Here is a 26,158-nt window from a genome sequence, read left to right as displayed (position 1 = left end):
GCACCCATGCCCGCCCGCGAAGTCACCATCATCAATAAACTCGGCCTGCACGCCCGCGCAGCCGCCAAGTTCGTCGGTGTCGCCAATCAGTACCCGTGCACCATCCGCGTAGGTCGCTGCCCGGCGACGCTGGTGGACGGCAAGAGCATCATGGCCGTCATGATGCTGGCTGCGAGCAAAGGCAGCACGGTGCATCTACACACAGAAGGTGAGCAGGAAGACGATGCACTCAATGCATTGGTCGCGCTGATCGACGATTACTTCGAAGAAGGCGAGTAATCACCTCACCACGCCGGCGCAGACCGTCTCCGGTCGCGCCGCGCGGTATGCGTCACTTGCCCGCGACCATCATCCGCTCGATCAGCACCGAGCCGGTACGCACGTTGCTGCGCGTCTCGATATCACAGCCGACAGCGACAATCTGTCGGAACATGTCGCGCAGGTTGCCGGCGATGGTCACCTCCTGCACCGGGAACTGGATTTCGCCGTTTTCTACCCAGTAGCCGCCAGCACCGCGGGAGTAATCACCTGTCACCAGATTCAACCCCTGCCCCATCAACTCGGTGACCAGCAAACCCCGCCCCATACGACGAATCAGAGCAGCCTGATCCTCCTCGCCATGGCTGACGTGCAGGTTGTGTACTCCCCCGGCATTGGCCGTACTCGGCATACCCAACTTGCGCCCCGAATAGGTCGATAGCACATAGGACAGCAAACGGCCGTTCTCCACAAACGGCTTGGCATAGGTTGCCAGGCCGTCTCCGTCATAGCCGGCGCTACCAAGTGCACGAGGAATGTGCGGACGCTCGTCCAGGCTTAGCCATTCAGGAAATAGCGTCTGCCCAAGGGCATCCTCCAGGTAGGAGGATTTGCGGTATAGGTTGCCGCCGGATATGGCCGCAATGAAATGGCCGAACAAACCAGTCGCAAGCTCGGAGGCAAAAAGCACCGGCACGTCGCAGGTAGGTATCGGGCGTGCGCCCAAGCGCCGCACGGCACGTTCGGCCGCGCGGCGACCGATAGTCTGGGGATCAAGCAGCGCCTCACCGATTCGATTCACGTCATAGAAGTAATCGCGCTGCATCTGGCCATCGCTTTCGGCAATCATCACGCAACTCAAACTATGCCGGCTGCTGCTGTAGCCACCGATGAAACCGTTGCTGTTGCCATAGGCACGACAGCCTTGATGTGTATTGAGGCTGGTACCATCGGCATTACGGATACGCTGATCGACCTCGAAGGCGGCGCTTTCACAGCTAAGCGCCTGCTCGATCGCCTGCTCGGGCGTGATGGCCCAGGGGTGGTAGAGGTCCAGATCGGGCAGTTCGCGAGCCATCAGGGCCGCATCGGCAAGCCCCGCGAACTCGTCTTCCGAGGCGTGCTTGGCAATGGCCAGCGCCGCTGCCACGGTATCACGTATGGCATCGTCGCCGCTGCCTGTCGTGCTCGCCGTTCCTTTGCTCTGACCGACATAGAGCGTGATGCCAAATCCCTGGTCGCGGTTGAACTCGACAGTCTCCACCTCGCCTTGGCGCACCGTGGTCGACAATCCCTGCTCCATGGAGACCGAAACCTCACTGGCGCTGGCGCCCTGCCGACGCGCTTCCTCGATGATGCGCTCGACCTTCTCGCGCAAACCGGGCAGCGCGTGCGGGCCGATGCCCTCTACTTCACTCATAAGCACTCCCAAACCACTGCAATCGAATCAAGTTGCAACCTGGCGCCGCTCCTCTGGAGCCTGCTGCCAGGGCTGCTGTTATCATGGCGGCATCTCCTAGTGGACCACCCCCATGTCTGAACACTCCGACGCCGAAGATTTCGACGAAAAAAGCAAAACCCAGGTCAAGCGCGAGCTGCACGCTCTACAGGAGCTCGGTGAGCGCCTGACCACGCTCAAGCCCGACCTGATTGCCCGCCTGCCGCTGAGCGATGCGCTGCAAAAAGCATTGGCCGACGCGCCGAAGCACAAGGCACACATCGCCCGCAAACGACACATCCAGTACATCGGCAAGCTGATGCGCGACCAGGATGTCGATGCCATCCTGGCGCTGGTCGATCAGCTCGACGCATCGACACGCCAGTACAACGAACGCTTCCACGCACTAGAGCGCTGGCGCGACCGCCTCATCGGAGGCGACGACGCCACCCTCGAAGCTTTCGTAGCCGAATACTCCGAGACCGACCGCCAGCACCTACGCGGCCTGATCCGTCACGCCCAGCACGAGGCGGCACGTAACAAACCGCCAGCTGCGAGCCGCAAAATCTTCAAGTACATCCGCGAGCTGGACGAAGCCAAACGCGGACTGCGCTGACGCTAACGCCGCCACAAGCTACAAGAGTGAATAAGGATCCCCCTGCTTCCTCTTGGCGCTTGCGGCCTGGTGTCTGCCGATGCTTCAAGCACCCGTTCCGCCTACGGTAATCTCGTCGATCTTCAGCGTTGGCTGGCCAACACCAACCGGCACTGACTGCCCATCCTTGCCGCAGGTACCGACACCGCTATCCAGGGCCAGGTCGTTACCGACCATCGAGACCCGGTTCATCACCTCGGGCCCGTTACCGATCAGCGTCGCCCCTTTGACCGGCGCAGTGATCTTGCCATCCTCGATCAGATACGCCTCGCTGGTGGAAAACACGAACTTGCCGCTGGTGATATCGACCTGACCACCACCTAGGCTGGCGCAGTAGATGCCCTTTTTCACCGAACGAATGATTTCTTGCGGATCGCTTTCGCCGGCCAGCATGTAAGTGTTGGTCATGCGCGGCATCGGTAGATGCGCGTAAGACTCGCGGCGGCCGTTACCGGTCGGCGCGACGCCCATCAGGCGGGCGTTTAGCTTGTCTTGGATGTAACCCTTGAGAATGCCATTCTCGATTAGCGTGGTGCATTGGGTCGGTGTGCCTTCGTCATCGACGCTGAGCGAGCCCCGTCGATCCGCCAGGGTACCATCATCAACAATAGTGCAAAGCTTGGACGCCACTTGCTGGCCTATCTGTCCACTGTAAGCCGAGCTGCCCTTGCGATTGAAATCGCCTTCCAGGCCATGGCCAACTGCCTCGTGCAGCAATACACCGGACCAACCGGGGCCGAGCACCACAGGCAAAGAGCCTGCAGGCGCGGGGACCGCCTCGAGATTGACCAGCGCCTGGCGCAGCGCCTCGCGCGCATAGCCCATCGCCCGGTCTTCGCTGAGAAAGTGCTGATAGCCAGTACGACCACCGCCACCATGCCCGCCGCGCTCACGCCGACCGTTCTGCTCGACGATCACGCTGACGTTGAAGCGCACCAGCGGACGGATATCTGTCGCCATGCCGCCATCCATACCGGCAACCAGAATGTGTTCCCAGACGCCGGCCAGGCTCACAGTGACTTGTTTTATGCGAGGGTCCAACGCGCGCGTGGCAACGTCGATGCGCTTTAGCAGCTCGACCTTTTCGGCACGGGTTAACCCGTCGAGCGGATTATCCTGGCTATACAGCGGCGCGAACGCCGCTCTGGACAGCACCTTGACCTCGCCTTGCTGACCACTGCGCGCGATCGAGCGCGCAGCCTGGGCCGCTTGGCGCAACGCATCGGCAGTGATGGCATTGCTATAGGCGAAGCCGGTCTTCTCGCCGGACAGCGCGCGAACACCGACGCCCTGCTCCAGGTGGAAGCCACCTTCCTTGACGATGCCATCTTCCAGCACCCAGGACTCGGAGACCTGATCCTGAAAGTACAGGTCCGCCGCATCTACGCCGGGGCCAGCCAGTTCTCCCAGCAGGCCAGGTAGATCATCGATACCCAGGCCGCCGGGGGTCAGCAGTCGCTCGGTGACGGGTAACAACAGTTCACTCATATTCACTCCAAACGGTCCGTGACCAGGCACGGTACGGAAAATCGGCGGTGACGCTGCACCGGCATGCGCTGCCGGATGGCAGTCTGTTCGTCCGCATCTCGCAGTGCGACCAAGCTCGCTTCGCCGGTCGCCTGCTCACATAACAACCGACCCCATGGGTCCACGATAGACGAATGGCCGTAGGTGAGGCGACTGCCGGGATGCTCGCCGCCCTGTGCGGCGGCCAGGATATAGCATTGTGTCTCGATGGCACGGGCACGAATCAGGATCTCCCAATGCGCTTCACCGGTCACCGTGGTGAACGCCGACGGCACGCTGATCAACTCTGCACCCGCTGTGCGTAGCGCCGTATATAGCTCGGCGAAGCGCAGGTCATAGCACACGGTCAGACCGAGTCGACCGACCGGTGTGTCGGCTACCACCAATTGCTGCCCCGCCGCGTAGTCATCGGACTCGCGGTAATGGGCGCGGCTGTCGGCTACGTCCGCATCGAACAGATGCAACTTGTCATAACGCGCGACCCGCTGCCCATGATCATCGAACAGCAGCGAGCAGGCATTCGGCCTGCCCTGCGGATTGTCTTCGGGCGGTAACGGGATGGTGCCGGCGACTATCCATAACCTGAGGTCACGGGCAGTGCGTTTCAACCAAGGCAGAATCGGTCCCTCGCCTGTCGCCTCAGTGCGCCCGAGTAGCGCCGGATCTTTATGGCCAATTGCAGCGAAGTTTTCTGGCAGCACGGCCAACCGTGCGCCTGCCTCTGCGGCCTGCTCGAGCAGTTGCCGTGCACGGCGCAAGTTAAGTGCAACGTCAGTCTGACTGACCATCTGGATCACGGCTAAGGACATGCAATCCCTACTGGTAAAAGGCAAGGTCCGAGAACAATCACGGATCAGTTGGGCTTCTCGAATGGCTTGTCGAAGCTGATCTTTGGCGACTGCCATGGGCCCTTGACGTCGTACTGCACGGTAGCGAAACGCGCTACTCGGTCGCCAAGCAGCTTATCCGCAATGAACAGCGCCCCGCCGATGGCGGGTGCACCGACGATCAGCGCTGCCAGAGGCAGGTTGTTGCTGATTGGCAGTGTGACAAGCAACTTGGCGTCGACCTCGTCGCGCGCCATATCCAGCTTGCCATTGAGCTCCAGATTGCTGGACGGCCCGCTGACGGTAATCGGCTCAGCTGTTATGAATACGCCAGCATTGCCCTTCAGGCTCCCATCCAGCCGGTCATAGCTGAAGCCCTTGCTGAACAGATCGGAAAAATCCAGCCGCAAGCGGCGCCCTATCGAATTGAAATTCAGCACGCCGAACACGCGCAGGGCCTGGCTGCTACCATCGATCTCGACGAACTGCCCCTTGCGCAACCGTGGCTTCATGCTGCCGGTATAGCGTGCCATGGCGAACGAGGCCGGCGAACCTGGCCACCGCCCATCCACGTCCAAGCGGAAGCTATCGCTGGTGACCGATGGTGCGAAGCCCCATGCAAGCAACACGTCCGCCAGGTTGCGGCCCTCCAGGCGGCCCTTGTACCAGGTTGAGCCGTCCTGCCAGCCGCCGTTGCCGCCGACCTTCAGCCCCTTGAGGTCGAGTGCAATATCGCGGAACTCCACACCCGCACTGGTTGGGCGTAGCTTTAACGCCCCTGCACCGAGAAGGTCGTCGCCCCGGAAGACTTGCCTGATAGCGATATCCATCGATGGCAGACTCTGCGGGTCCACATCGGCCAGTGGATCGACATGCGCAGATGGCGCTGCTTCGCCGGCCTTCGCAGCAGGCAAGCGCAGCAGCGCCAGATCAGCGACGATGGTAGCGCCTGCAGCGTCTGGCAGACGCACCGCACCATTGATGGTCGTACTGCGCAAGCCCAGTTGCCAAGCACCAGTGATGCGCTGCAGATTTACGCCAAGATCGGCAACGCGGGTGCCGAAACCATTGAAACGGTCGATATCGACTTGCACCTGGCGCAGTAAGGATCCAGTGGCCTGCTGTGGGTCGCCGCTGCCGTACCGGTCCAGCACTGCCTGCCAGGCTTTCCAGTCGAGTTCAGGCAGACGCCCCCTCACATACAATCCCGCACGCCCGGGAAGATTGGCCGCGCCGCCTCCAAGACGTAGCTCACCGCGCCCTTGCGCCATGGCCCCTGGAGGCGCCGCGAAAGCTAGAGCGGCAAGCTCACCGTGCCTGACGCCATAGCGCCGCTCCGTACCCTGCAGGGACATGCGCAATGTGGTGTCACGGCGTACGCTGGCCGCCTTGCCGAACGGTGCGGGCAGATCGATACGCAGCCCCTGTAACGAGGAGTCGATCTGCAGCTGACTGTTCTCACCCGCCAGATCCAGGCGCAGCTGATAGGGCAGCTCGCCGCTGGCAGGCAAAGGCTGCTCAACCTCCAGCCACTCAACCAGGCGCTTTAGCCCCACGGCGCCGCGCGCTTCTATGCGTGAGGCCGGCTTGCCAGCCGACCCCGTCGCCACGGCCTTGCCTCTCACGGGACGGCCGAACAGGCGTCCCTGAATATCCTCTGCACTCAACCCTCGCGCAGTGTCGTAGCGAAATTTACCGCTGAGCCCTTCCAGATCGAGCAACGGTTCCGGGATCCGCAGCGATGCGCCGTCGCTGGAGAAATCCACTGCCACTCGCGGCGTGCCTTTGCCCAGCGGAATCTGTAGATCCAGCGCGCCCTGCAGGCTCCCCTGCCCCTGCCAGCCGGCAAAGATTTCATCGGTGCCTATAGGCGCTTCCTGCAACAGCTTCAGCGCGTCGGCAAGGCTGCTAGAGACCTGCCCTTTCACCGCCAGTATCGGCACCTTGTCGCTACCTGCACGGGGGATGTCCGCAGTCGCGTCATATACGCGGCTATCCAGAATCCGACCCTCGGCAAGTCGTACGCGAACGCCGCTGTCCTCAATCAAGACCTCGCCGCGCCCCTGCCGCAGCACCGGCCAGCCTGGCTGGAAGGCCAACTCGGCATCACGCACTTTGAAGTACAGGCTCAGGCTACGCGCGCTGTCTGAAGCGTTCTTGTTCAGTGCTCCTTGGTACTGGAAGTAACCCTGTTCGACGGTACCGCCGCGAATCGCCTCTTTTAGCCAGGTAGTCAGCGCGGGGCTCAAAGCCGGCGAGCGTGTCGGCAGGTATTTTTCGGTGTAGCGTGCATCACCCTCGCTCAAGCCGACGCGCAGGTCCATATAGTCTTCTGCGGCCGGATCACGCGGCAGGCGGATCAGGAAATCCCCTGCGATCCGGCCTTCCTCGCCATCGACGCGCAGATAGGGCGCTGCCAAGGTGAAGGCCTGCTCGTCGAGCTTCCAGGTCAGGCGACCTGCACCGTGCCGATATTGCCAGGGCTCGGGATACAACGGCGCCAGCTGCAGGCTGAAATCCTTGCTGTCCAAGCGTAGTTCGCCACTGCCCAGATCGCCCTGAATGCTGCCACTGGCATTGCCTACCGCCGGAATCCAGTTGTGTGCCCCGAAGCTGATGCGATCCAGATTGGCCGCAAACTGCAGTTGCTGAGGCGATGCCATCTCGCGGTAGTAGTCCAACCGAAGATTGCGCACTGTTCCGCTGGGCCGCAGTGCCGCCAGCGCCTCGCCTGCTGCCGGCGGTAGCGGCGCAAGCGCACGAACGAGCGTGGCGATCGGCGCGACACCCAACCGGTCAGCCTGCAATTGCCAGTGTTGCCGGGCCTGATCCTGCTGCAACTGAATTCGCGCATCGCCCCAACGCTCGCCATCAAGATCGAAGGCCAGCCCATCGAACAGCAATCGGTAGCCTTGCTCGGCATGATCGACGTACGCCTCGACTGCCAGATCCTCGACCTGTAAAGGGGCGCGATCGGCATAGGTCGCGCTTAACAGCGGAGCGTTCAAACGCAGCACGGCGCGCTCAAGCCGCTGTTTGCTCCAGCGACCCCAAACCTCGCCGCCCATTTGCAACGTTTGCAAATGCCAGTCGGCCGTCAACCGTCGCGGCAACCATGCAGCCCAATCACTCTGCGGCAGACTGAGGTAAATCTGCGCCTCGGCCTGCTGCCAATGCCGCGGCTGCACACGGACCTGCATACGACCAGCCAACGGCTGTCCATCGGGTAGCACACTGCGCCCATCAAGCCTCAGGCGCTCGCCGTCAACGCGCAGATTCAGATTGGTGTAGCTCAGGGTCAGCGGCGTCTCAGCAAAGGGCTCCAAAGTGATCTGACTATCACGTAAAGCCAGACCCCGCACCTGTTGCAGTGCGGCAAGAATCTTCTGCGGATCGGGAGGCGGTTGTTCGGCTCGCTCCGGCAGCCCCTTCACCCGCCATTTGCCTTCTGCGTCCTCGACCAGCGACAGATGCACACCGCCGAACTCGAGCGAGTCCAGCCGCAGCTCACGGGCCCAGAGGCTGGCAGCAAGATCGGGCTTGAGCGCGATCTGGTCCAGTCGCATTGCGCTATCGCCCTCACCGAGCAATACATCGTGCGCCAGCAGGCGCGGGGCAAAGCCCTGCCATTCGCCTTCGAGGCGGCCCAGAGTCACTGGCATATCGAGAGCCTGACGCGCCTTGTCCTCGACGTCTGCACGGTACTCGGCAACCAGAGGTACCAATTGCCGCCCTAGGCTGACGTACAACGCGGCTAAAATCAGCCCAAGCGCGCCCATCCAGAGCAACTGGCGCGACAGCGTAACGAGGAAGGCAGCGAGACGATTCATGTGGAGGCGCTCCGGTCATCCCGGCACTTGCGGCCTGGTCTACCTCTGTTCAGAGCAACACCACGTCGTACTGTTCCTGCGAGTACATGCTTTCCACCTGAAACTTGATCGAGCGACCGATGAAGGCCTCCAGATCCGCGACGTTGCCCGACTCCTCGTCCAGCAGACGATCGATCACTTTCTGGTTCGCCAGCACCCGATAGCCCTCCGCCTGATAAGCCCGGGCCTCGCGCAGGATTTCCCGGAAGATCTCGTAGCAAACGGTTTCCGGGGTCTTCAGTTTGCCCCGCCCCTGGCAGCACATGCACGGCTCGCACAGTATCTGTTCAAGGCTCTCGCGGGTGCGCTTGCGGGTCATCTGCACCAGACCGAGTTCGGTGATGCCGATGATATTGGTCTTGGCGTGATCGCGTTCGAGCTGCTTTTCCAGCGTGCGCAGGACCTGCCGACGGTGCTCTTCGTCTTCCATGTCGATGAAGTCGATGATGATGATACCGCCCAGATTGCGCAGCCTGAGCTGCCGGGCAATGGCGGTGGCCGACTCGAGGTTGGTCTTGAAAATGGTTTCTTCCAGCGTGCGGTGGCCGACGAAAGCACCGGTGTTGACGTCGATGGTGGTCATCGCCTCGGCCGGGTCGATGATCAGATACCCGCCCGACTTGAGCATGACCTTGCGATCAAGGGCCTTTTGAATCTCATCCTCGACGCCATAGAGATCGAAGATCGGGCGCTCGCCCGGATAGTGCTCCAGGCGATCGCCCAGCTCCGGCATGAGTTCGCCGACAAACTGCGTGACCTTCTGGAAATTCTCACGTGAATCGATGCGGATCTTCTCGATTCGTGGGTTGACCAGATCGCGCAAGGTGCGCATCGCCAACGACAAGTCTTCGTAGATTACCGTCGGCGCTGCGACAGTCTTTATCTGGCTCGCGATCTGTTCCCACAAACGGCGCAGATAGCGGATATCCATGAGAATTTCATCGCTACCAGCGCCCTCTGCCGCGGTACGCAGAATAAAACCACCGGCTTCCTGGATGCCTTCTGCCGCCACGCATTCGGCCACTACCTGCTTGAGTCGCTCGCGCTCGGCTTCATCCTCGATACGCAGGGAGATTCCGACATGACTGGTGCGCGGCATGTAGACCAGGTAGCGCGACGGGATCGACAGCTGTGTGGTCAGCCGCGCGCCCTTGGTGCCGATGGGGTCTTTGGTGACTTGTACCACCAGGCTTTGCCCTTCATGCACCAGGGCGTTGATCGGCTCGACGGCATTGCCTTCGCGGGAAGAAATCTCCGAAGCATGGATAAACGCAGCGCGATCCAGCCCGATATCGACGAACGCCGCTTGCATACCGGGCAGCACCCTGACCACCTTGCCTTTGTAAATGTTGCCGACGATGCCGCGGCGCTGCGTACGCTCGACGTGCACCTCCTGCAGAACACCGTTCTCCACCACCGCCACCCGCGACTCCATGGGGGTGATGTTCATCAGGATTTCTTCGCTCATTATTGTTCTCGGCGGTGGCTTGATGTGCAGCGCTAGCTGATCGTTGGGTCGATTCTAACCGGCAAGCGTGCCGAAGCCACAGGCTCTAGCGTGAGCCTTTGGTCCAACGCGGCAGGCCGAACGCGTCGACGAGCTGCGCTGTTTCACACAGCGGCAGGCCAACCACTGCCGAATAGCTGCCGTGTAACTGGCTGACGAACACCGCGCCCCAGCCCTGAATGGCGTAACCGCCCGCCTTGTCCTGCGGCTCGCCACTGTCCCAATAACGTTCTGCCTCGGCCTCTTCGATGGTGCGGAACGTCACTTCGCTGATGACCACGCGAACCTCGCACGCCGTCCGGCTAGCCAGCGCTACTGCAGTCATGACTCGATGCGTACGTCCGGACAAGGCAGCCAGCATGGCCAATCCATCTGCACGATCCACCGGCTTGCCAAGAATGCGCTGGTCCAGCACCACGCTGGTATCGGCGCCCAGCACATAACTGTCGCCCTCGCCTATGCCCGCCAGACCAGCAAGTGCCTTGTCCCGGGCAACGCGCTCGACGTATGCCTCAGGGGACTCGGTCGGCGACGGCGTCTCGTCGACTGATACGTCAAGCAGGGAAAAAGGGACGCCTATCTGCGCAAGCAGTTCGCGGCGACGGGGTGAAGCCGAGGCTAGAAACAATGCGCCCATGGCCGATCCTCAACGAAAAATAAACGACAGCGTCGCATATCCGGGCACGTCGAGGAAGGCACAAAGGTCGGGCGCGCAAGGGACGCCAGACCATAGGATCAGAACTTGAAGTTGAGCACCTGGTCACCCTTGAGCGACAGCGTACGCTTCTGCGTCACGCCACCGGAGGTGACCTGAATATCGTAAACGCCGCTATCGAGCACCAGCGACACCGGCGTTGCACCGTGCTCCTGGTCATTGATGCGGACTTGATCGTCGTACTTGTTGCTGCGCACGATCAGCGAATGCGTCTTGCTGTCGCATTGCTCATAGGGCACATCGAGAATCGCGCACGGCATCATCTTTTTCGCGGTGATGGTGGCTTCGACATTCATCTGCGCGTTTACGGTGCCATCCAGGCTCATGCTGGCCTGCGCGAAGTCTGTGCGGGTTCGGAAACGGTACCAAGCGGTATCCAGCGCAAGATCGGCAACCTGCTCACGAATATCCTCGGCCAGCTCGCGCTGGTAGTTGTCCAGCACCCATTGCGACATCTGCCCCTGACTACCGTGCTCGGCCAGACAAGCTGCAAGGCTCTTGCTGGCCGAGCAACGGAACGAGATGGCCTGCTCGAAGCGGATGGTCTTGTCCAACTTGCGGGCAATGGCCTGGATTTTCTTGCTGTTGCTCTCGCGAATCTCGGCAGCCAGTTGAGACTTGAGGCGCTCGACATCGCGAGCGGCGAGCGAGAACTTCAAGTGCTGACTACCCAAGTCCTTTTCCAGTACATCGACACGCTCGCTGACGGCTGCGGCGGCATCGGCGCTGCGCTTGTGCTCATCCAGCAGATCATCGAGTCGCTTGCGCTCGGCGCTCTGTCCGAGAAAGTCGTCGACTTCCAGCCGAATCAGTTTCTTGGTGTTTGCAAGCTGTAACTCAATGGCAGCCAGCTCGCTCTTCTCAACACGCAATGCATCCTCAAGCTTGTGCTTCTCCAGAAGAATGGCATCGAGCTCAGCGATCTTGTTTGCCAGTTGTTCGGCGCGAGGCGAATCGACAGGCGCTTCTGCAGCCCCGGAAATGGCGAGCGGGGCGGGAGTCGATAATTTAGCCAGCCGAGGTGTTTGGGGAGCGCTATCAGCCTGTGAATAGGCACTACCGATGAGCAGCGTTACCAACAACGATCCGAGGGCGCCAGCAGCTACCACTGCCCGAGCACTACGAGAGCCTTGCGGCGTGGAAAAAATCGAGATGCCAGCTTCCATACTCATCGCCCGTGCTGTTGTGCTTATCGTTTTCTGAAACAGAAACCAGTAATGGCCGAAGGCCATGCTGGCAACATGATTTCAGAAACAGCTCGGAGCATCAAGGCGCAAGCCGTGCCGGGCCACACAAAACCACACTAGCGAAAAGGTCTTATAGACGAAATTTAGAGGGCGACACGCTGGCCGAAAAAAGCTCAGTAAACGGCGAATCGCTGGCGCAGCCCCTGCAGCGCAACGAATACCCATGGCCAAAGCAGGGCACTGACAGGAACCGGCACCAGAAAAAGCAGCGTCGGCGGCCGATTGCCGGTCAAGGTATTGAGCCAAAGCTGAACCAGCTGCGCGAGGCCGAGAATCACCAGCAGCACCATGCTCTGTTGCCACAATGGAAACATGCGCAGACGCTGCTGCAGGCTCAACACCAGGAAGGCAATCAGGATCAAAGGCAGAGCGCTCTGGCCGAACAACGTACCGGCAAGTACGTCCTGAGCGAGCCCGAAACAAAAGGCAGCGCCTAAGCCACCCCGATGCGGGAGCGAAAGGGACCAGAACGCAATGACCAAGCCCAGCCACAGCGGACGAGCGAGCTCCGCATTGCCGGGCATTGGCGCAACGCTGAGCAGCAAGGCAACCGTCAGGCTGAACCAGATAACCCAACCGTTGTTCGAGCGACCGCTGATCATTGCACCACCTCCGAGGTCGGCGCTTGCGGCGCGACAGCGGGCGACTGACCCGCGTCATCGACTTCAGCCCCAGCAGGCGGCGTGGTCACGCCTGTGCCCTCTGAAGCAGCCTTCTGATCCGCATCGGCCTGCGCTTCTGCTGCTGCAGCCGCCCGCTCTTCCGGCGTCCGCGAGTCGCTGAACACCAACATCAGATAACGGCTGCGATTGAGCATGGCCGTCGGCACTGCGCGAACAATGGCGAACGGCTGCCCGGAGCCATGTACCACTTCGGTCACTTGAGCGACCGGATAACCGCTGGGGAAACGCTGACCGAGTCCAGAGCTGACCAGCAGGTCGCCGGCCTTGACGTCGGCGGTTTCAGCAACGTGGCGCAGCTCCAGATAATCCGGATTCCCGGTGCCCACGGCGATCGCGCGCAGGCCATTACGCGTGACCTGGACCGGAATGCTATGGGTGACGTCGGTCAGCAGCAGCACGCGGGCAGCGTAAGGCAACACCTCGACCACCTGCCCCATCAAACCGCTGGCATCTAGCACCGGCTGCCCCATGAAAACGCCGTCCTTTTCGCCCTTATCGATCAGGATGCGATGGGTGAAAGGATTCGGATCCAGGCCGATCAGCTCAGAGACGATCACCTTATCGTCGACCAGAGCCGCCGAATTGAGCAGCTCGCGCAACCGCACGTTCTGTTCGGTAAGCATGGCGAGACGCTGTAAGCGGCGCTGCATCAAAAGCGCCTCGGCCTTTAGCTTCTCGTTTTCAGCCATCAAGCTGTTGCTGCTGGCGATCTGCTCGGTCGCCATTCTCCAGATGCGCCCTGGCATCTCGCCCACCAAGTAGAAGGGGGTCAGCACCAGGCCCATCTGGCTGCGTACCGTCTTCAGCGCCTCGAAACGCGCATCCACCACCATCAGCACGACACAAAGCACGACGAACACCAACAGGCGAACACCGAGTAAAGGTCCTTTGGCAAATAGCGGCTTGATTGCAACGTCCTCACGACTGAAAGCTACAGACTAAACGCGACAAGCCGAAAGCCGGCGCTACCGGATCTTTCGGCTTGTGATGAGCACTTGAGCGTCACGCTCACTCTGTGGACAGCAAGTCCATCGCATGACGATCCATCATTTCCAGAGCACGGCCGCCACCACGGGCGACACAGGTCAGCGGCTCTTCGGCAACGATAACCGGCAGGCCGGTTTCCTGTGCCAGCAGCTTATCCAGATCGCGCAAAAGCGCGCCGCCCCCGGTCAGCACCAGGCCACGCTCAGCGATATCGGAGGCCAGCTCCGGCGGCGATTGCTCCAGCGCGCTCTTGACCGCCTGAACGATGGTCGCCAGCGACTCCTGCAGCGCTTCCAGCACCTCGTTGGAGTTCAGCGTGAATGCACGAGGCACGCCTTCGGCCAGGTTACGACCGCGGACATCCACCTCACGGATTTCGCCACCAGGGAACGCGGTGCCGATTTCCTGCTTGATGCGCTCAGCGGTGGACTCACCGATCAGGCTGCCATAGTTGCGGCGCACGTAGGTCACGATGGACTCATCGAAGCGATCGCCACCCACCCGCACGGATTCGGCGTAGACAACCCCATTGAGAGAAATCAGCGCGATCTCGGTGGTACCACCGCCGATGTCCACCACCATCGAACCACGCGCTTCGTCGACCGGCAGGCCGGCACCGATTGCGGCGGCCATTGGCTCTTCGATCAAAAACACTTCGCGAGCACCAGCACCTAAGGCGGATTCACGAATGGCGCGGCGCTCGACCTGCGTCGACTTGCAAGGCACGCAGATCAGCACTCGCGGGCTGGGCTGCAGAAAGCTGTTTTCGTGCACCTTGTTGATGAAGTACTGCAGCATCTTCTCGCAGACGCTGAAATCGGCGATCACACCGTCCTTCATGGGACGAATGGCGTTGATGTTGCCTGGAGTACGGCCCAGCATGCGCTTGGCCTCGGTGCCTACAGCGACAACACTTTTCTGATTGCCGTGGGTACGAATGGCAACAACCGAAGGTTCGTCGAGGACAATGCCGCGATCGCGCACATAAATAAGGGTATTGGCAGTGCCCAGGTCGATCGACAGATCACTGGAAAACATGCCACGCAGTTTCTTGAACATGGGAAAAGGGCCCTGGGGCAAACGCGTGGGGAAAAAAGTGCCGCAAACTCTAACAATGGTGCGAAGTTAGGGCAAGGCGCGAGTCCGCCCGCGTAGCGCCAGACGTGAGCCATTACGCGTCAGGCCGGAATACAAGCCAACTCCGAGCAGAGGCACGCGGGCCGCGTGTACGCTACCGATTAACGCTTCGGGCATGTAAGATTGGCGGCTTTTCCGGGCTCTAATGCCCATTGCCACGGCTCGTCCCGTGTCGCCATGTGCCCCGTCCAGTCGACGGAAGGTGCAACCGATTCGCTTTCCGCTGGAGATACCCGATGGCGCTTGAACGCACCGAGGTGGAAAAGATCGCTCACCTGGCCCGCCTGGGCCTGTCTGAAGCCGACCTGCCCCGCACTACCGAGACCCTCAACAATATCCTCGGCTTGATCGATCGCATGCAAGCGGTCGACACCACCGGCATCGAGCCGCTGGCTCACCCGCTGGAAACCACCCAGCGCCTGCGCGCCGACGTGGTAACCGAAACCAACCAGCGCGAAGCCTTCCAGGCCATCGCACCCGCCGTGGAAGAAGGCCTTTATCTGGTCCCGCGAGTGATCGAGTGATGAAGGACAACGACATGCACAACCTGACGCTTGCCGAGATCGCCCGCAACCTTGCCGAAAAGCGTTTCTCCGCCGAGGAACTGACGCGCACCCTGCTGACTCGTATCGCGCAGCTCGACCCGCAGCTCAACGCCTTCATCAGCGTCACCGATGAACTCGCCATCGAGCAGGCCAAAGCAGCCGACGCACGTCGTGCCGCTGGCGAGAACGGCGCGTTACTCGGTGCACCTATCGGCCACAAGGACCTGTTCTGCACCCAGGGCATTCGCACCAGCTGCGGCTCGAAAATTCTCGACAGCTTCAAAGCCCCGTACGACGCAACCGTGGTTGAAAAGCTCGGCGCCGCCGGCATGGTCACCCTGGGCAAGCTGAACATGGACGAATTCGCCATGGGCTCGGCCAACGAGTCGAGCTATTACGGCCCAGTGAAGAACCCCTGGGACCTGTCCCGCGTACCCGGCGGTTCCTCCGGTGGTTCCGCCGCAGCCATCGCCGCACGACTGCTGCCTGCCGCGACCGGCACCGACACTGGCGGCTCGATCCGCCAGCCTGCCGCGCTGACCAACCTCACCGGCCTCAAGCCCACCTACGGCCGCGTATCGCGCTGGGGCATGGTGGCCTACGCCTCGAGTCTCGATCAGGGCGGCCCGATGGCACGCACGGCCGAAGACTGCGCGCTGCTGCTGTCGGCAATGGCCGGCTTCGATGCCAAGGACTCCACCAGCGTCGACCAGCCGCTGGACGACTACCTCACCGCCCTTAGCCAACCGCTCACTGGCCTGCGCATCGGTCTGCCGAAGGAGTATTTCGGCGCCGGCCTCGATCCGAAGATCGCTGACGCCGTCATGGCATCCGTCGGGGAGCTGAAGAAGCTCGGCGCCACGGTCAAGGAAATCAGCCTGCCGAACATGCAGCATGCGATCCCTTCCTATTACGTGATCGCGCCAGCCGAGGCCTCTTCCAACCTCTCGCGTTTCGATGGCGTACGCTTCGGCTATCGCTGCGAAAACCCGGTCGACCTCACCGACCTCTACAAGCGCTCGCGCGCCGAAGGCTTCGGTGACGAGGTCAAGCGGCGCATCATGGTCGGCACCTACGCGCTGTCCGCCGGTTACTACGATGCCTATTACCTGAAGGCGCAGAAAATCCGCCGTCTGATCAAGCAGGACTTCGTCGCTGCCTTCGAGCAGGTCGACGTGATCCTAGGCCCGACCACGCCGAACCTGGCCTGGAAGCTGGGCGAGAAGAACGCCGATCCGGTTTCGGCCTATCTGGAAGACATCTACACCATCACCGCCAACCTGGCGGGCATTCCGGGCCTGTCGATGCCGGCCGGCTTCATTGATGGCCTGCCGGTGGGTGTGCAACTGCTGGCGCCGTACTTCCAGGAAGCGCGCCTGCTCAATGTGGCGCACCAGTATCAACAAGTCACCGATTGGCACATGCGCGCCCCGGCCGGATTCTGAGGAGATTGAAGATGCAATGGGAAACCGTGATCGGGCTGGAGATTCACGCACAGCTCGCGACCCAGTCGAAGATCTTTTCCGGCAGCGCCACCACCTTCGGCGCCGAGCCCAACACCCAGGCCAGCCTGGTCGACCTCGGCATGCCCGGCACCCTGCCGGTGCTCAATGCCGAAGCCGTGCGCATGGCGTGCAAGTTCGGCCTGGCGATCGATGCCGAGATCGCTCCGAAGAACGTCTTCGCGCGCAAGAACTACTTCTACCCCGACCTGCCCAAGGGCTACCAGACCAGCCAGATGGACCATCCCATCGTCGGCAAGGGCTATCTGGACATTACCCTGGAAGACGGCAGCACGCGGCGCATCGGCATCACCCGCGCGCACCTGGAAGAGGACGCCGGCAAGAGCCTGCACGAAGACTTCCACGGCATGAGCGGCATCGACCTCAACCGCGCCGGCACACCGCTGCTGGAGATCGTCTCCGAGCCGGACATCCGCTCGGCCAAGGAAGCGGTCGCCTACGTCAAGGCGATCCACGCCCTGGTGCGCTACCTCGGCATCTGCGACGGCAACATGGCCGAAGGTTCGCTGCGCTGCGACTGCAACGTCTCGGTGCGGCCGAAAGGCCAGGCCGAGTTCGGCACCCGCCGCGAGATCAAGAACGTCAACTCGTTCAAGTTCATCGAGCGCGCCATCAACACCGAGATCGCCTGGCAGATCGACGAGCTGGAATCCGGCCGCAAGATCGTCCAGGAAACCGTGCTGTACGACGTGGCGGCCAACGAGACACGCTCCATGCGCAGCAAGGAAGAAGCCAACGACTACCGCTACTTCCCCTGCCCTGACCTGCTGCCGGTGGTGATCGAGCAGAGCTTCCTCGACGAGGTGCGCGCCAGCCTGCCGGAACTGCCGGTGCAGAAGCGCGAGCGCTTCGAGGCGCAGTTCGGCCTGTCCGCCTACGACGCCAGCGTGCTGGCCGCCAGCCGCGAGCTGGCCGACTACTTCGAACAGGTCAATGCCACCTGCAGCGATGCCAAGCTGGCGGCCAACTGGGTGATGGGCGAGCTGTCCAGCTTGCTCAACAAGGAAGCCCTGGAGATCGAGCAGTCACCGGTTAGCGCCGAGCAGCTGGGCGGCATGATCCTGCGCATCAAGGACGACACCATCAGCGGCAAGATCGCCAAGATGGTCTTCGAAGCCATGGCCGCCGGCGAAGGTTCGGCTGACGAGATCATCGAGAAGAAGGGCCTCAAGCAGGTCACTGATTCCGGCGCCATCGAGTCGATGCTGGACGAAGTGCTGGCAGCGAATGCCGAGCAAGTCGAACAGTATCGTGCCAGCGACGAAGCCAAGCGCGGCAAGATGTTCGGCTTCTTCGTCGGCCAGGCGATGAAGGCGTCCAAGGGCAAGGCCAACCCCGGCCAGGTGAACCAACTGCTGAAGAAAAAGCTCGAAGGCTAAGCTGAACGATGGCCCTGCGCGGTTGCATATTACTGCAACCGCGAACATCGCCACTCCACTGCTCTCGGCACTGCCAGAACTGCGCAACCTCTGCCGCGGGCCATCGCCGACTCAGCGATCGACCCAACGGAAGGATTGTTCATGCGCCTGACACGCCTCACTGCCCTGCTGATTCTGACCCTTATCGTCAGCGGCTGCGCCGATCGCCAAGCGACGCAGCCAACCAATGCACCTCCTACCACTCAGGATCGTTTCAGTCAGAGCGGCAAGGCTTCCTATTACGCGCGAATGCACCACGGCCAACGCACCGCAAATGGCGAAACCCATGATCAGAACGCGCTGGTCGCAGCCCATCGCAGCCTGCCATTCGGTACCCGTGTTCGGGTAACCAACGAGCAAAATGGCAAGCAAGTGGTGGTGCGCATAAACGATCGGGGGCCATTTCGCCGCGGCCGTATCATCGACGTTTCCCGAGCGGCGGCGACGCAACTGGACATGCTCAGGAGTGGCGTGGTTCGGGTACGAATTGAAACTCTCCCATGAATAAACCAGTGCTTGCAGTGAACTACCAAACCATGGACAGCGCTACAGGACCAACAGGATCACACGCATGTCGCTGATTACTTTCGCCTATCTTATTGGCGGCCTGGTTTTGCTCGTCGTTGGTGCCGAAGCGCTGGTGCGCGGCGCCGCAAAACTGGCTAGTCGCTTCGGCATTCCACCCTTGATCATTGGTCTGACAGTGGTCGCCTTCGGCACCAGCGCACCGGAAACAGCCGTCAGCGTGCAGGCGTCGCTGAATGGCAGCGGTGACATAGCTGTTGGTAATGTGATCGGCAGCAACATTGCCAATATCCTGCTCATCCTCGGGCTTTCAGCCCTGATTGCACCGCTCGTGGTATCCCGACAGCTGATACGCCTGGACGTCCCGGTAATGATTGGTGCCGGCCTACTGTGCTACGGCCTGGCCTGGAATGGCAGTATCAGCCGACTGGACGGCATCCTGTTGCTTGTCGCCCTGGTTGGCTACACGCTGTTTCTGGTAATCGCCAGCAAGCGCGAACAACCGGGGCCAGGTGTCGACGAGTTCGATACCGAGTTCGGACCGGACCCTGCCGCCAAGCCCTATGCCTGGGTGCTTCAGCTGTTGCTGATCGTACTGGGCCTGGGCCTTTTGGTTGGCGGCTCAAACCTGCTGATCGAAGGTGCCGTTGGCCTGGCCCGAGCACTGGGACTGTCAGAGCTGGTTATCGGCCTTACAGTGGTAGCGATCGGCACTTCGATGCCGGAGCTGGCGACCTCGGTTCTAGCCGTGATCAGGGGCGAGCGCGACATTGCGGTCGGCAACATCGTCGGCAGCTGTATCTTCAATCTACTGCTTGTTTTGGGGGCAGGTGCCGCGGTGGCCGCGGAGGGGCTGTCCATCTCACCCAACGCACAATCATTCGACTTCCCGGTGATGCTGGCCGTATTCGTCGCCTGCCTGCCAATCTTCTTTTCTGGCTACTGCATTCAACGCTGGGAAGGCCTGCTGTTCTTCGCCTATTACGTGGCTTACACCCTCTATTTGGTGATGTTCGCCACAGGGCTGGGTGCCATCGAACTGCTGCGCGACGCGATGCTCTGGTTCGCTTTCCCCTTGACGGCCGTCACGCTTTTGGTGATCTTCCTGCGCGCCTGGCAACGCCAGCGCTAATTCCCCTCTACTCCCCCTTCCGGAGCGCCACATCGTGACCCTGATGACATTCGTCTACCTCATTGCCGGCCTTGTGCTACTCGTCGCTGGTGCGGAGGTCCTGGTGCGAGGTGCAGCCAAACTCGCCGCCCAGTTCGGCATCTCCCCACTGGTCATTGGCCTCACCGTGGTCGCTTTCGGTACCAGCGCGCCGGAGACGGCCGTCAGCGTCCAGGCCGCACTCAATGGCAGCGGCGACATTGCGATCGGCAACGTGGTGGGCAGCAACATCGCCAACGTGCTGCTGATCCTCGGCATGACCGCACTGGTCGCGCCGCTGGTGGTGTCGCGTCAACTGATCCGTCTGGATGTGCCGATCATGATCGGTGCCAGCCTGGTGACTTTCGGCCTGGCCTGGGACGGCGAGCTCAGCCGTATCGACGGTGCGCTGCTGTTCACCGCGGTAGTGGTCTACACGCTGTTCCTGATCATAAGCAGTCGCCGCGAAAAAGCTGCGGAAGTCGACGACGAGTTTGCCAAGGAGTTCGGCCTGGATGAGCCGGCCAAGCCGCATGCTGGGCTGATCAACGCAGGCCTGGTGATCGCAGGCCTGGTGTTGCTGGTGGTGGGCTCCAACTTTCTCGTCGAGGGCGCGGTCGCCCTGGCCCGCGCGCTCGGGCTATCCGAACTGGTCATCGGCTTGACCGTGATCGCCATCGGCACGTCGCTGCCGGAACTGGCCACCTCGATCATGGCGGCCATCCGCGGCGAGCGCGATATCGCCGTTGGCAACATCGTTGGCAGCAACATCTTCAATCTGCTCTGCGTACTCGGCCTGGCTTCGCTCGTATCACCGCAGGCTATCGCCATATCGCCCAATGCACTGGCATTCGACTTCCCAGTGATGATTGCAGTGGCGTTTGCCTGCCTGCCGATCTTCTTCGCCGGCTACAGCATCAATCGTTGGGAAGGCGCACTGTTCGTGGCCTATTACGTGGCGTATACGCTTTACCTCGTGCTCGCCAGCACCGGTCGACCATTCGCCGAAACCTTCGGCGACGCGATGCTGGGCTACGCGCTGCCGCTTACCGCAATCACGCTGTTGGTCATTACCGGTAGCGCCTGGAAAACTCAGCGCTAAGTGACTCAGGGGCGGGCCTTACTGGCTCCCCCCTGCACTTCAGCCCTCGCACACCTGCGGGCGTGGCAACTCGAACACCTGGGCGGTCTCTTCTTCGTCACTCATACGATTGAGGGCGCCGTCGACCACTGCGCCATTTTCCATGCTTAGTTGGCGATAGCGGATATTGCCGCGCACGCGCGCATTGGAATGCAGCTCAAGAAGGTGTTCGACCACCAGATCCCCAACGATGGTGCCGTCGATCAGCGCATCGTAGCTGCTCACGTTTCCTTCGATCTTACCTTCGGCGCTCAGCGCCAGCAGGCTATGCGTGCCTGGCTTGTGGCAAACGTTGCCGCGCACTTCGCCGCTGACCTTGAGTCCTTCTTCGAAGGTGACATCCCCTACCAGTGACAAATTTCCGGAGATCAGGCTGGAAAATTGATCGATGGTGACGCGAGACACCGGCTTCTTCTTGTTGAACATCATCTACTCCAAAACGGTTAACGGGCTTTCTTCTGTTGGCGGAAGAATGCCAAATCGGTCTGCAGGCGCTCGACTTGCGCTGAAAGGGTGGCGATACGCCTGAGCAACTGTTCTTCAGTGGCCTGAGTCTCCTGGCGCTGCAAGCGGCTCTGCTCCAGCTCTGCCTTGAGTGCAAGAGTCTCGCGACTCAATGCCTCGGTACGCTGCGCATAGTCGCTGTGCTCGTGGCTGCGCAAATAAAGCAAAGCGCCGATGACGCAGAGCAGTCCAGCAATGATCCAGTGCCCGGTGCGCGCACGGCGGCCAGCCTGCGGCCGGTGTTCAGCGCGTACCAGTTCTCGGGTGGAGGGGCGTTTAGTCCTCAGCCAGGTCATCGCCGACGCGCTCCAGATCACCCAGGGCGAGGAATCGCTGCGGGTCGACGAAACGCCCCTTGTGCAGCACTTCGAAATGCAGATGTGGCCCGGTGGACCGCCCCGTAGAGCCTACAGCACCGATCCGCTGCGCCGGCGTAATCACGTCGCCCTGACGCACATCCAGCCGCGACAGGTGTGCGTAGCGGGTAACCAGCCGATTGCCATGGTCGATTTCCACCAGATTGCCGTAGGCGCCGCGGTAGCCAGCAAAGCGCACCCGCCCTCCCGCTGCAGCAACCACTTCCGATCCGCTCTTCAGCGCGAAATCGACCCCCGAATGGAACGCCAGCTGCTTACGAAACGGATCAATGCGGTTGCCGAACGCCGACCCCAGGCGGGCTTCACCCACCGGTCGCCGGGACGGAATCGCCATGAGCGCGGCATTACGCTCGGCGACTCGCCGCATCAAGTCATCAAGCATCACGCGCATGCAGCGCGCCGACGTCTCGCTATGCTTCACGTCAGCGAGGGTCGCACGCTCGGTATTTGCCAATAGCTGCCCTGAGCACCCTCTAGGCGGCAACAGCGCGCCGCCCTGCCCTGCGCCAGTGCGCGCAGCACGATCTGGTGCCAAAACTGGCAGCAACGCCGGGTCCAGCGCGGTTAGCTGCCCATGCAGCACACGCTGGTCATCCATCATCTGCCGCAGAGCGAGCAGGTCGGATTCAAGGGATTTCAAGCGGCCTACCACCTCACCAACGCGGGCGATGGCGAACCGACCTTCATCCTCAAATGCCGTTGGGTCCTCGAAGGTAACCGTGGGCTGTGCACGCAGATCGCTACCGATCCAGACGCCACCAGCGAAACTTCCCAAACTGAGTGCTAGCACCAGAGCCAAACCCGGCGCCGCAAGCCGCCGCAGGCTAACGACACGGATGTCGTCACGCGTCAGTGATCGGCTTGAAGGAGTGAAAAATGCCATGAGTTATTCCCTAGAACACAAAGCGGCTGCCCCACCAGGCAAGCCGTTGAACGTCCAGGACAATGTGACCGAAACGGGCTTTTTTTTCTGAGGCCTGATGACCGATTACGACCATCGCGCCGCAATTCTTAAGCTGTAAAGCCGATATCGGTCACATTGGCGACGAACGGCAAGGAATCATTACCAACGTCGTCGGTTAGATCCAACCCAACCAGCCCAATAGAAACAGCCCGGCGTTGATGCTCAATGCTGCCATTAGCGTGGTTATGACGATAATCGTGGCGGCGAGCTGATGATTGGAATTGACCGCACGCGCCATGACAAAGCTGGCAGCGGCTGTAGGACTGGCAAAGTAGAGGAACAGAATGCCCAACTCAGCGTCCCGAAAGCCACAGGCCCAGGCCCCCAGTGTCGCGAGGGCGGGCAACCAGACCATTTTCATCAGGCTCGAACTTAGCGCACTGCCGCTACTTTTGCGCAACGCATCCAGTGACAGCGTGGCGCCGATGCAGATGAGCGCCAGCGGCAAAGTCATCTGGGCAAAATACTGCCCCGAGGTCATCAGCCAGCCCGGCAAGACAACTTGCCAATAGGCGAACGGCACTGCCGCCACCACACCGATGATCAACGGATTACGCAGAATACTGAGCAGAATATCCTTCGGTCCGACCTGACCGTCAGGGCTGTAGATGGCGAGGACCATTGCCGAGAGGCTGTTGTAAACCAGAATCACCACACCAGCGAGCACGCCACCGACCGATAGTCCGTAGTCGCCGTAGAGGCTGGTGGCCAGCGCCAGACCGACGATCCCGTTGTTACCTCGAAACGCACCCTGGACATACACCCCGCGGTCGGATGTCGGGCAGCGCCATAGAGCCCAGAGCCAGGCCACGATGAAGGTCGCTATCGTGGCAAGAACGAAATAGAGCAGCAGCGCAGGTTGCAGGGCCGTAGTCAGATCGGCCTTGATGATCGAGATGAACAGCAGCGTGGGCATGGTGCCCTTGAACACCAGCGATGAGGCGGTGTGGACGAACGCCGAGTCGATCCAGCGCAGGCGCATGAGCGCGACGCCGAGAAACAGCATGGCAAACACCGGAGCAGTGACGCTCAGGGTTTGGAGTACAAGGGGAAGCATGAAGAACGCCTGCAACTACGGGAGAGGCAAGCATAAAGCATGAGCTGCGCGAGGGCTCAACCGCCGTGCCATTACGGCGCCTGCCCCCCGCGCAGCCGGATCGCAGCCTTAACGTCTGACCGGGCGCTTCTGCAACTTGCGCTGCAATGTGCGCCGATGCATGCCCAGCGCGCGCGCGGTGGCAGAAATGTTGCCATCGTGCTCACTTAGCACTCGCTGGATATGCTCCCATTGCAAGCGATCGACAGACATCGGATTTTCCGGCACCAGACTATCGAGATCGGCATGCTGCGACAGCAAGGCCGCCAGCACGTCGTCGGCATCGGCAGGCTTGCACAGGTAATTGCAGGCGCCACGCTTGATCGCCTCCACCGCCGTGGCGATGCTGGAGTAGCCAGTCAGGATCAGCACACGCATCTCCGGGTCCAGCTCGAGCAGCTTGGGTAGCAGCACCAAGCCCGAATCGCCCTCCATTTTCAGATCAAGCACTGCGTAGTCGGGGATATCCTGCTTGGCCAGGGCAAGGCCCTCCTCGGCCGAACCGGCGATACTGACCTGCAGGCCACGACGGCTCATGGCACGAGCCATCACCCGAGTGAACGTCGGATCGTCATCCACCAACAGCAGGTGAGGTTGTTCTTCACCCTCTTGCTGCAACTCGTCGGTCATCTGTGCATTTCCTCGCATTGTTCACGAACGGGATCAGGGGCGCACCGAACCATGCGGTAGGCGCAGTTCGGTCAGTGTGCCACCTTCTTCGTGATTGTAGAGCTTCACTGTGCCGCCGGCGCGGGTGACGCTGGCCTGACTGAGAAACAGACCAAGGCCAAAGCCCTTGCCTTTAGTGGTAATGAAGGGCCTGCCAATTTGCTCGGCAATGGCCAGCGGCACCCCAGCCCCATGATCGCGTATGGTCAGCTTCACCCACTGCGCGTCCCAGTCCAGACGTATTTCCAGGTCCTCGGGGCTGGCATCGGTGGCGTTGTTCAGCAGGTTGAGCAACGACTGGCTGAGGTCAGCTGGCGGCATCAGACGCGGCGGACTGCCTAAGCCCATGCAGTGAAAACGATAGGTCGCTTCAGGGCGCATTAGGTGCCAGCGCTGCAGGACCGAGTCGACCCACTCGCGAGCGGTCTGCTCGACGACTGCCTGACGCCGATCAGCCTCGGCAGCCCGAACCAGCTGTCGCAGGCTCTCTTTGCAGAGCTGGACCTGCGACTGCAGCAGCCCGAGATCCTCGCTCAGCTGTGGATCGTTGTATTCCTGGCGCAACTCCTTGAGCAGCACACTCATGGTCGCCAACGGCGTACCCAGCTCATGGGCAGCACCGGCGGCTTGTGTAGCCACGGCGAGCAGCTGTTGATCGCGCATGCTCTCCTCGCGGCGTTGGGCCTGCTGTTGTTCCTGGCGGCGCAACTGTTCAGCCATGCGCGCGACGAAGAACGTAATCAGTGCCGCGGCCAACGCGAAACTCAGCCACATGCCGTAAACCTGCAGCGTCGCGCGCTCGAAGGGTGGCAGGGTCAGCGGGTCGTACCACACCAGCATCAATGTGTAGCCCAACAGCGCAAGACCGGAGAGAACGATGGAGTACAGCCACGGCAGGGTTGCCGCGGCGATGGTCAGTGGCACGAGGTAATAGGAGACGAAAGGATTGGTCGAGCCACCGGAGTAATACAGCAGCGCGCTATGGACCATCAGATCGCAGCCCAGATGCACCGCATACTCGAGCTCGGTGACCGGCCAGGGGCCACGCAACCGCAACGCCGTGCCCAGACAAAGCACGGCCGAGACAGCGAGCGTAATGCCCAACGCGAGCCACGGCAGCGTCAGCAACTGGGTCGCATAAGCCACGCCCACGGCGCCGGACTGCGCAGCCAGCACCACAATGCGGATGAGTGTCAGTAACCGAAGGTTCTGCCGGCTGGCGGACAGCAGCGGGACGGATGCGTACATGGAGTCTCCAACAATTCGGCGGAGTATAACCAAGCCATCTGCCAGCCAGCCGGAAATGCGGCAACTCGACGCACAGGCAGCTGCATACATTTAACGGCGCAGGTACAGTCTTGTGCTATCGCACCGCCCGGTGCTTTTGCCAAGGATC

The 26,158-nt window shown here is 61.3% G+C and carries 24 protein-coding genes; 8 read left to right on the top strand and 16 right to left on the bottom strand.

Annotated elements, in window-relative coordinates:
• The first annotated feature begins 6 nt into the window (after nucleotides 1-6).
• On the top strand, nucleotides 7-279 hold the full coding sequence (locus tag AAEZ08_RS12260) for an HPr family phosphocarrier protein (RefSeq protein WP_003281240.1): 273 nt from the start codon (nucleotides 7-9) through the stop codon (nucleotides 277-279).
• Between the two features lie 52 nt (nucleotides 280-331).
• On the opposite strand, the gene pmbA is transcribed toward AAEZ08_RS12260, so the two are convergent.
• On the bottom strand, nucleotides 332-1,678 hold the full coding sequence (pmbA, locus tag AAEZ08_RS12255; RefSeq protein ID WP_500124378.1) for a metalloprotease PmbA: 1,347 nt from the start codon (nucleotides 1,676-1,678) through the stop codon (nucleotides 332-334).
• A 112-nt stretch (nucleotides 1,679-1,790) separates the two neighbouring features.
• Between pmbA and yjgA the strand changes: the two genes are divergently transcribed.
• Nucleotides 1,791-2,312: a ribosome biogenesis factor YjgA gene (yjgA, locus tag AAEZ08_RS12250; RefSeq protein WP_003281243.1), complete on the top strand. Its 522-nt coding sequence runs from the start codon at nucleotides 1,791-1,793 to the stop codon at nucleotides 2,310-2,312.
• A gap of 84 nt (nucleotides 2,313-2,396) precedes the next feature.
• Here yjgA and tldD read toward each other — a convergent pair whose 3' ends face one another.
• The 9 genes from tldD to mreB form a co-directional block, all read right to left on the bottom strand.
• Nucleotides 2,397-3,839 (bottom strand): metalloprotease TldD, encoded by a 1,443-nt coding sequence (tldD, locus tag AAEZ08_RS12245; protein WP_003281244.1) that lies wholly within the window; start codon nucleotides 3,837-3,839, stop codon nucleotides 2,397-2,399.
• 2 nt (nucleotides 3,840-3,841) lie between these two features.
• Nucleotides 3,842-4,687, bottom strand: coding sequence for a carbon-nitrogen hydrolase family protein (locus AAEZ08_RS12240; protein WP_003281246.1), 846 nt, complete (start codon nucleotides 4,685-4,687; stop codon nucleotides 3,842-3,844).
• Between the two features lie 44 nt (nucleotides 4,688-4,731).
• Nucleotides 4,732-8,535, bottom strand: coding sequence for a YhdP family protein (locus AAEZ08_RS12235; RefSeq protein WP_500124377.1), 3,804 nt, complete (start codon nucleotides 8,533-8,535; stop codon nucleotides 4,732-4,734).
• A gap of 49 nt (nucleotides 8,536-8,584) precedes the next feature.
• A complete protein-coding gene (gene rng / locus AAEZ08_RS12230; protein ID WP_003281248.1) occupies nucleotides 8,585-10,042 on the bottom strand; it encodes a ribonuclease G in 1,458 nt (485 codons plus the stop codon).
• An 85-nt stretch (nucleotides 10,043-10,127) separates the two neighbouring features.
• A complete protein-coding gene (locus AAEZ08_RS12225; protein WP_003281250.1) occupies nucleotides 10,128-10,718 on the bottom strand; it encodes a Maf family protein in 591 nt (196 codons plus the stop codon).
• Nucleotides 10,719-10,816: 98 nt separating this feature from the next.
• The gene (locus tag AAEZ08_RS12220; RefSeq protein WP_500124453.1) at nucleotides 10,817-11,962 is read right to left on the bottom strand and encodes a PEGA domain-containing protein; all 1,146 of its coding nucleotides are present in this window, start codon (nucleotides 11,960-11,962) and stop codon (nucleotides 10,817-10,819) included.
• Between the two features lie 194 nt (nucleotides 11,963-12,156).
• Entirely contained in the window at nucleotides 12,157-12,645 is a 489-nt protein-coding gene (mreD, locus tag AAEZ08_RS12215; protein WP_003281254.1) for a rod shape-determining protein MreD, read from the bottom strand.
• A complete protein-coding gene (mreC, locus tag AAEZ08_RS12210; protein WP_500124451.1) occupies nucleotides 12,642-13,586 on the bottom strand; it encodes a rod shape-determining protein MreC in 945 nt (314 codons plus the stop codon). The genes mreD and mreC overlap by 4 nt, the downstream gene beginning before the upstream one ends.
• Nucleotides 13,587-13,734: 148 nt before the next feature.
• A complete protein-coding gene (gene mreB, locus AAEZ08_RS12205; protein ID WP_003281256.1) occupies nucleotides 13,735-14,772 on the bottom strand; it encodes a rod shape-determining protein MreB in 1,038 nt (345 codons plus the stop codon).
• Between the two features lie 314 nt (nucleotides 14,773-15,086).
• On the opposite strand from mreB, the gene gatC reads away from it, so the two are divergent.
• The 6 genes from gatC to AAEZ08_RS12175 all read left to right on the top strand — a co-directional run bounded on the left by gatC (nucleotide 15,087) and on the right by AAEZ08_RS12175 (nucleotide 21,113).
• Nucleotides 15,087-15,374 carry an Asp-tRNA(Asn)/Glu-tRNA(Gln) amidotransferase subunit GatC gene (gene gatC, locus AAEZ08_RS12200; RefSeq protein WP_003281258.1) on the top strand — a complete coding sequence of 96 codons (288 nt, stop codon included), beginning with the start codon at nucleotides 15,087-15,089 and terminating at the stop codon, nucleotides 15,372-15,374.
• A 14-nt stretch (nucleotides 15,375-15,388) separates the two neighbouring features.
• Entirely contained in the window at nucleotides 15,389-16,840 is a 1,452-nt protein-coding gene (gene gatA / locus AAEZ08_RS12195; RefSeq protein ID WP_500124376.1) for an Asp-tRNA(Asn)/Glu-tRNA(Gln) amidotransferase subunit GatA, read from the top strand.
• Between the two features lie 11 nt (nucleotides 16,841-16,851).
• Nucleotides 16,852-18,297: an Asp-tRNA(Asn)/Glu-tRNA(Gln) amidotransferase subunit GatB gene (gatB, locus tag AAEZ08_RS12190; protein ID WP_102820586.1), complete on the top strand. Its 1,446-nt coding sequence runs from the start codon at nucleotides 16,852-16,854 to the stop codon at nucleotides 18,295-18,297.
• Between the two features lie 141 nt (nucleotides 18,298-18,438).
• Nucleotides 18,439-18,840: a septal ring lytic transglycosylase RlpA family protein gene (locus AAEZ08_RS12185; protein ID WP_181066225.1), complete on the top strand. Its 402-nt coding sequence runs from the start codon at nucleotides 18,439-18,441 to the stop codon at nucleotides 18,838-18,840.
• 67 nt (nucleotides 18,841-18,907) lie between these two features.
• Nucleotides 18,908-19,993 (top strand): calcium/sodium antiporter, encoded by a 1,086-nt coding sequence (locus tag AAEZ08_RS12180; protein WP_102820584.1) that lies wholly within the window; start codon nucleotides 18,908-18,910, stop codon nucleotides 19,991-19,993.
• A 34-nt stretch (nucleotides 19,994-20,027) separates the two neighbouring features.
• On the top strand, nucleotides 20,028-21,113 hold the full coding sequence (locus tag AAEZ08_RS12175) for a calcium/sodium antiporter (protein ID WP_102820583.1): 1,086 nt from the start codon (nucleotides 20,028-20,030) through the stop codon (nucleotides 21,111-21,113).
• Nucleotides 21,114-21,152: 39 nt separating this feature from the next.
• On the opposite strand, the gene AAEZ08_RS12170 is transcribed toward AAEZ08_RS12175, so the two are convergent.
• The 6 genes from AAEZ08_RS12170 to AAEZ08_RS12145 form a co-directional block, all read right to left on the bottom strand.
• The gene (locus AAEZ08_RS12170; protein ID WP_003281281.1) at nucleotides 21,153-21,578 is read right to left on the bottom strand and encodes a bactofilin family protein; all 426 of its coding nucleotides are present in this window, start codon (nucleotides 21,576-21,578) and stop codon (nucleotides 21,153-21,155) included.
• A gap of 17 nt (nucleotides 21,579-21,595) precedes the next feature.
• On the bottom strand, nucleotides 21,596-21,952 hold the full coding sequence (locus tag AAEZ08_RS12165; RefSeq protein WP_058063860.1) for a hypothetical protein: 357 nt from the start codon (nucleotides 21,950-21,952) through the stop codon (nucleotides 21,596-21,598).
• Nucleotides 21,933-22,916, bottom strand: a complete 984-nt coding sequence (locus tag AAEZ08_RS12160) for a M23 family metallopeptidase (RefSeq protein WP_102820582.1) — start codon at nucleotides 22,914-22,916, stop codon at nucleotides 21,933-21,935. The genes AAEZ08_RS12165 and AAEZ08_RS12160 overlap by 20 nt, the downstream gene beginning before the upstream one ends.
• Nucleotides 22,917-23,112: 196 nt before the next feature.
• Nucleotides 23,113-24,054 carry an AEC family transporter gene (locus AAEZ08_RS12155; RefSeq protein WP_003281277.1) on the bottom strand — a complete coding sequence of 314 codons (942 nt, stop codon included), beginning with the start codon at nucleotides 24,052-24,054 and terminating at the stop codon, nucleotides 23,113-23,115.
• A 108-nt stretch (nucleotides 24,055-24,162) separates the two neighbouring features.
• Nucleotides 24,163-24,723 carry a response regulator transcription factor gene (locus tag AAEZ08_RS12150; RefSeq protein WP_014821408.1) on the bottom strand — a complete coding sequence of 187 codons (561 nt, stop codon included), beginning with the start codon at nucleotides 24,721-24,723 and terminating at the stop codon, nucleotides 24,163-24,165.
• A gap of 33 nt (nucleotides 24,724-24,756) precedes the next feature.
• Nucleotides 24,757-26,010: an ATP-binding protein gene (locus tag AAEZ08_RS12145; RefSeq protein ID WP_003281273.1), complete on the bottom strand. Its 1,254-nt coding sequence runs from the start codon at nucleotides 26,008-26,010 to the stop codon at nucleotides 24,757-24,759.
• Between the last annotated feature and the right edge of the window lie 148 nt (nucleotides 26,011-26,158).

This window comes from Pseudomonas sp. E45-MNA-CIBAN-0222 (genome assembly GCF_040310405.1).
GTDB lineage: Bacteria > Pseudomonadota > Gammaproteobacteria > Pseudomonadales > Pseudomonadaceae > Stutzerimonas > Stutzerimonas stutzeri_AC.
The sequence above is the reverse complement of the archived record's forward strand: the minus strand, read 5'-3'. Positions and strand labels throughout refer to the sequence as shown.

Coding starts and splice junctions, on each gene's coding strand:
- AAEZ08_RS12260 (WP_003281240.1), top strand. CDS start 7: ATGCCCGCCCGCGAAGTCACCATCATCAATAAACTCGGCCTGCACGCC.
- pmbA (WP_500124378.1), bottom strand. CDS start 1,678: ATGAGTGAAGTAGAGGGCATCGGCCCGCACGCGCTGCCCGGTTTGCGC.
- yjgA (WP_003281243.1), top strand. CDS start 1,791: ATGTCTGAACACTCCGACGCCGAAGATTTCGACGAAAAAAGCAAAACC.
- tldD (WP_003281244.1), bottom strand. CDS start 3,839: ATGAGTGAACTGTTGTTACCCGTCACCGAGCGACTGCTGACCCCCGGC.
- AAEZ08_RS12240 (WP_003281246.1), bottom strand. CDS start 4,687: ATGTCCTTAGCCGTGATCCAGATGGTCAGTCAGACTGACGTTGCACTT.
- AAEZ08_RS12235 (WP_500124377.1), bottom strand. CDS start 8,535: ATGAATCGTCTCGCTGCCTTCCTCGTTACGCTGTCGCGCCAGTTGCTC.
- rng (WP_003281248.1), bottom strand. CDS start 10,042: ATGAGCGAAGAAATCCTGATGAACATCACCCCCATGGAGTCGCGGGTG.
- AAEZ08_RS12225 (WP_003281250.1), bottom strand. CDS start 10,718: ATGGGCGCATTGTTTCTAGCCTCGGCTTCACCCCGTCGCCGCGAACTG.
- AAEZ08_RS12220 (WP_500124453.1), bottom strand. CDS start 11,962: ATGGAAGCTGGCATCTCGATTTTTTCCACGCCGCAAGGCTCTCGTAGT.
- mreD (WP_003281254.1), bottom strand. CDS start 12,645: ATGATCAGCGGTCGCTCGAACAACGGTTGGGTTATCTGGTTCAGCCTG.
- mreB (WP_003281256.1), bottom strand. CDS start 14,772: ATGTTCAAGAAACTGCGTGGCATGTTTTCCAGTGATCTGTCGATCGAC.
- gatC (WP_003281258.1), top strand. CDS start 15,087: ATGGCGCTTGAACGCACCGAGGTGGAAAAGATCGCTCACCTGGCCCGC.
- gatA (WP_500124376.1), top strand. CDS start 15,389: ATGCACAACCTGACGCTTGCCGAGATCGCCCGCAACCTTGCCGAAAAG.
- gatB (WP_102820586.1), top strand. CDS start 16,852: ATGCAATGGGAAACCGTGATCGGGCTGGAGATTCACGCACAGCTCGCG.
- AAEZ08_RS12185 (WP_181066225.1), top strand. CDS start 18,439: ATGCGCCTGACACGCCTCACTGCCCTGCTGATTCTGACCCTTATCGTC.
- AAEZ08_RS12180 (WP_102820584.1), top strand. CDS start 18,908: ATGTCGCTGATTACTTTCGCCTATCTTATTGGCGGCCTGGTTTTGCTC.
- AAEZ08_RS12170 (WP_003281281.1), bottom strand. CDS start 21,578: ATGTTCAACAAGAAGAAGCCGGTGTCTCGCGTCACCATCGATCAATTT.
- AAEZ08_RS12165 (WP_058063860.1), bottom strand. CDS start 21,952: ATGACCTGGCTGAGGACTAAACGCCCCTCCACCCGAGAACTGGTACGC.
- AAEZ08_RS12160 (WP_102820582.1), bottom strand. CDS start 22,916: ATGGCATTTTTCACTCCTTCAAGCCGATCACTGACGCGTGACGACATC.
- AAEZ08_RS12155 (WP_003281277.1), bottom strand. CDS start 24,054: ATGCTTCCCCTTGTACTCCAAACCCTGAGCGTCACTGCTCCGGTGTTT.
- AAEZ08_RS12150 (WP_014821408.1), bottom strand. CDS start 24,723: ATGACCGACGAGTTGCAGCAAGAGGGTGAAGAACAACCTCACCTGCTG.
- AAEZ08_RS12145 (WP_003281273.1), bottom strand. CDS start 26,010: ATGTACGCATCCGTCCCGCTGCTGTCCGCCAGCCGGCAGAACCTTCGG.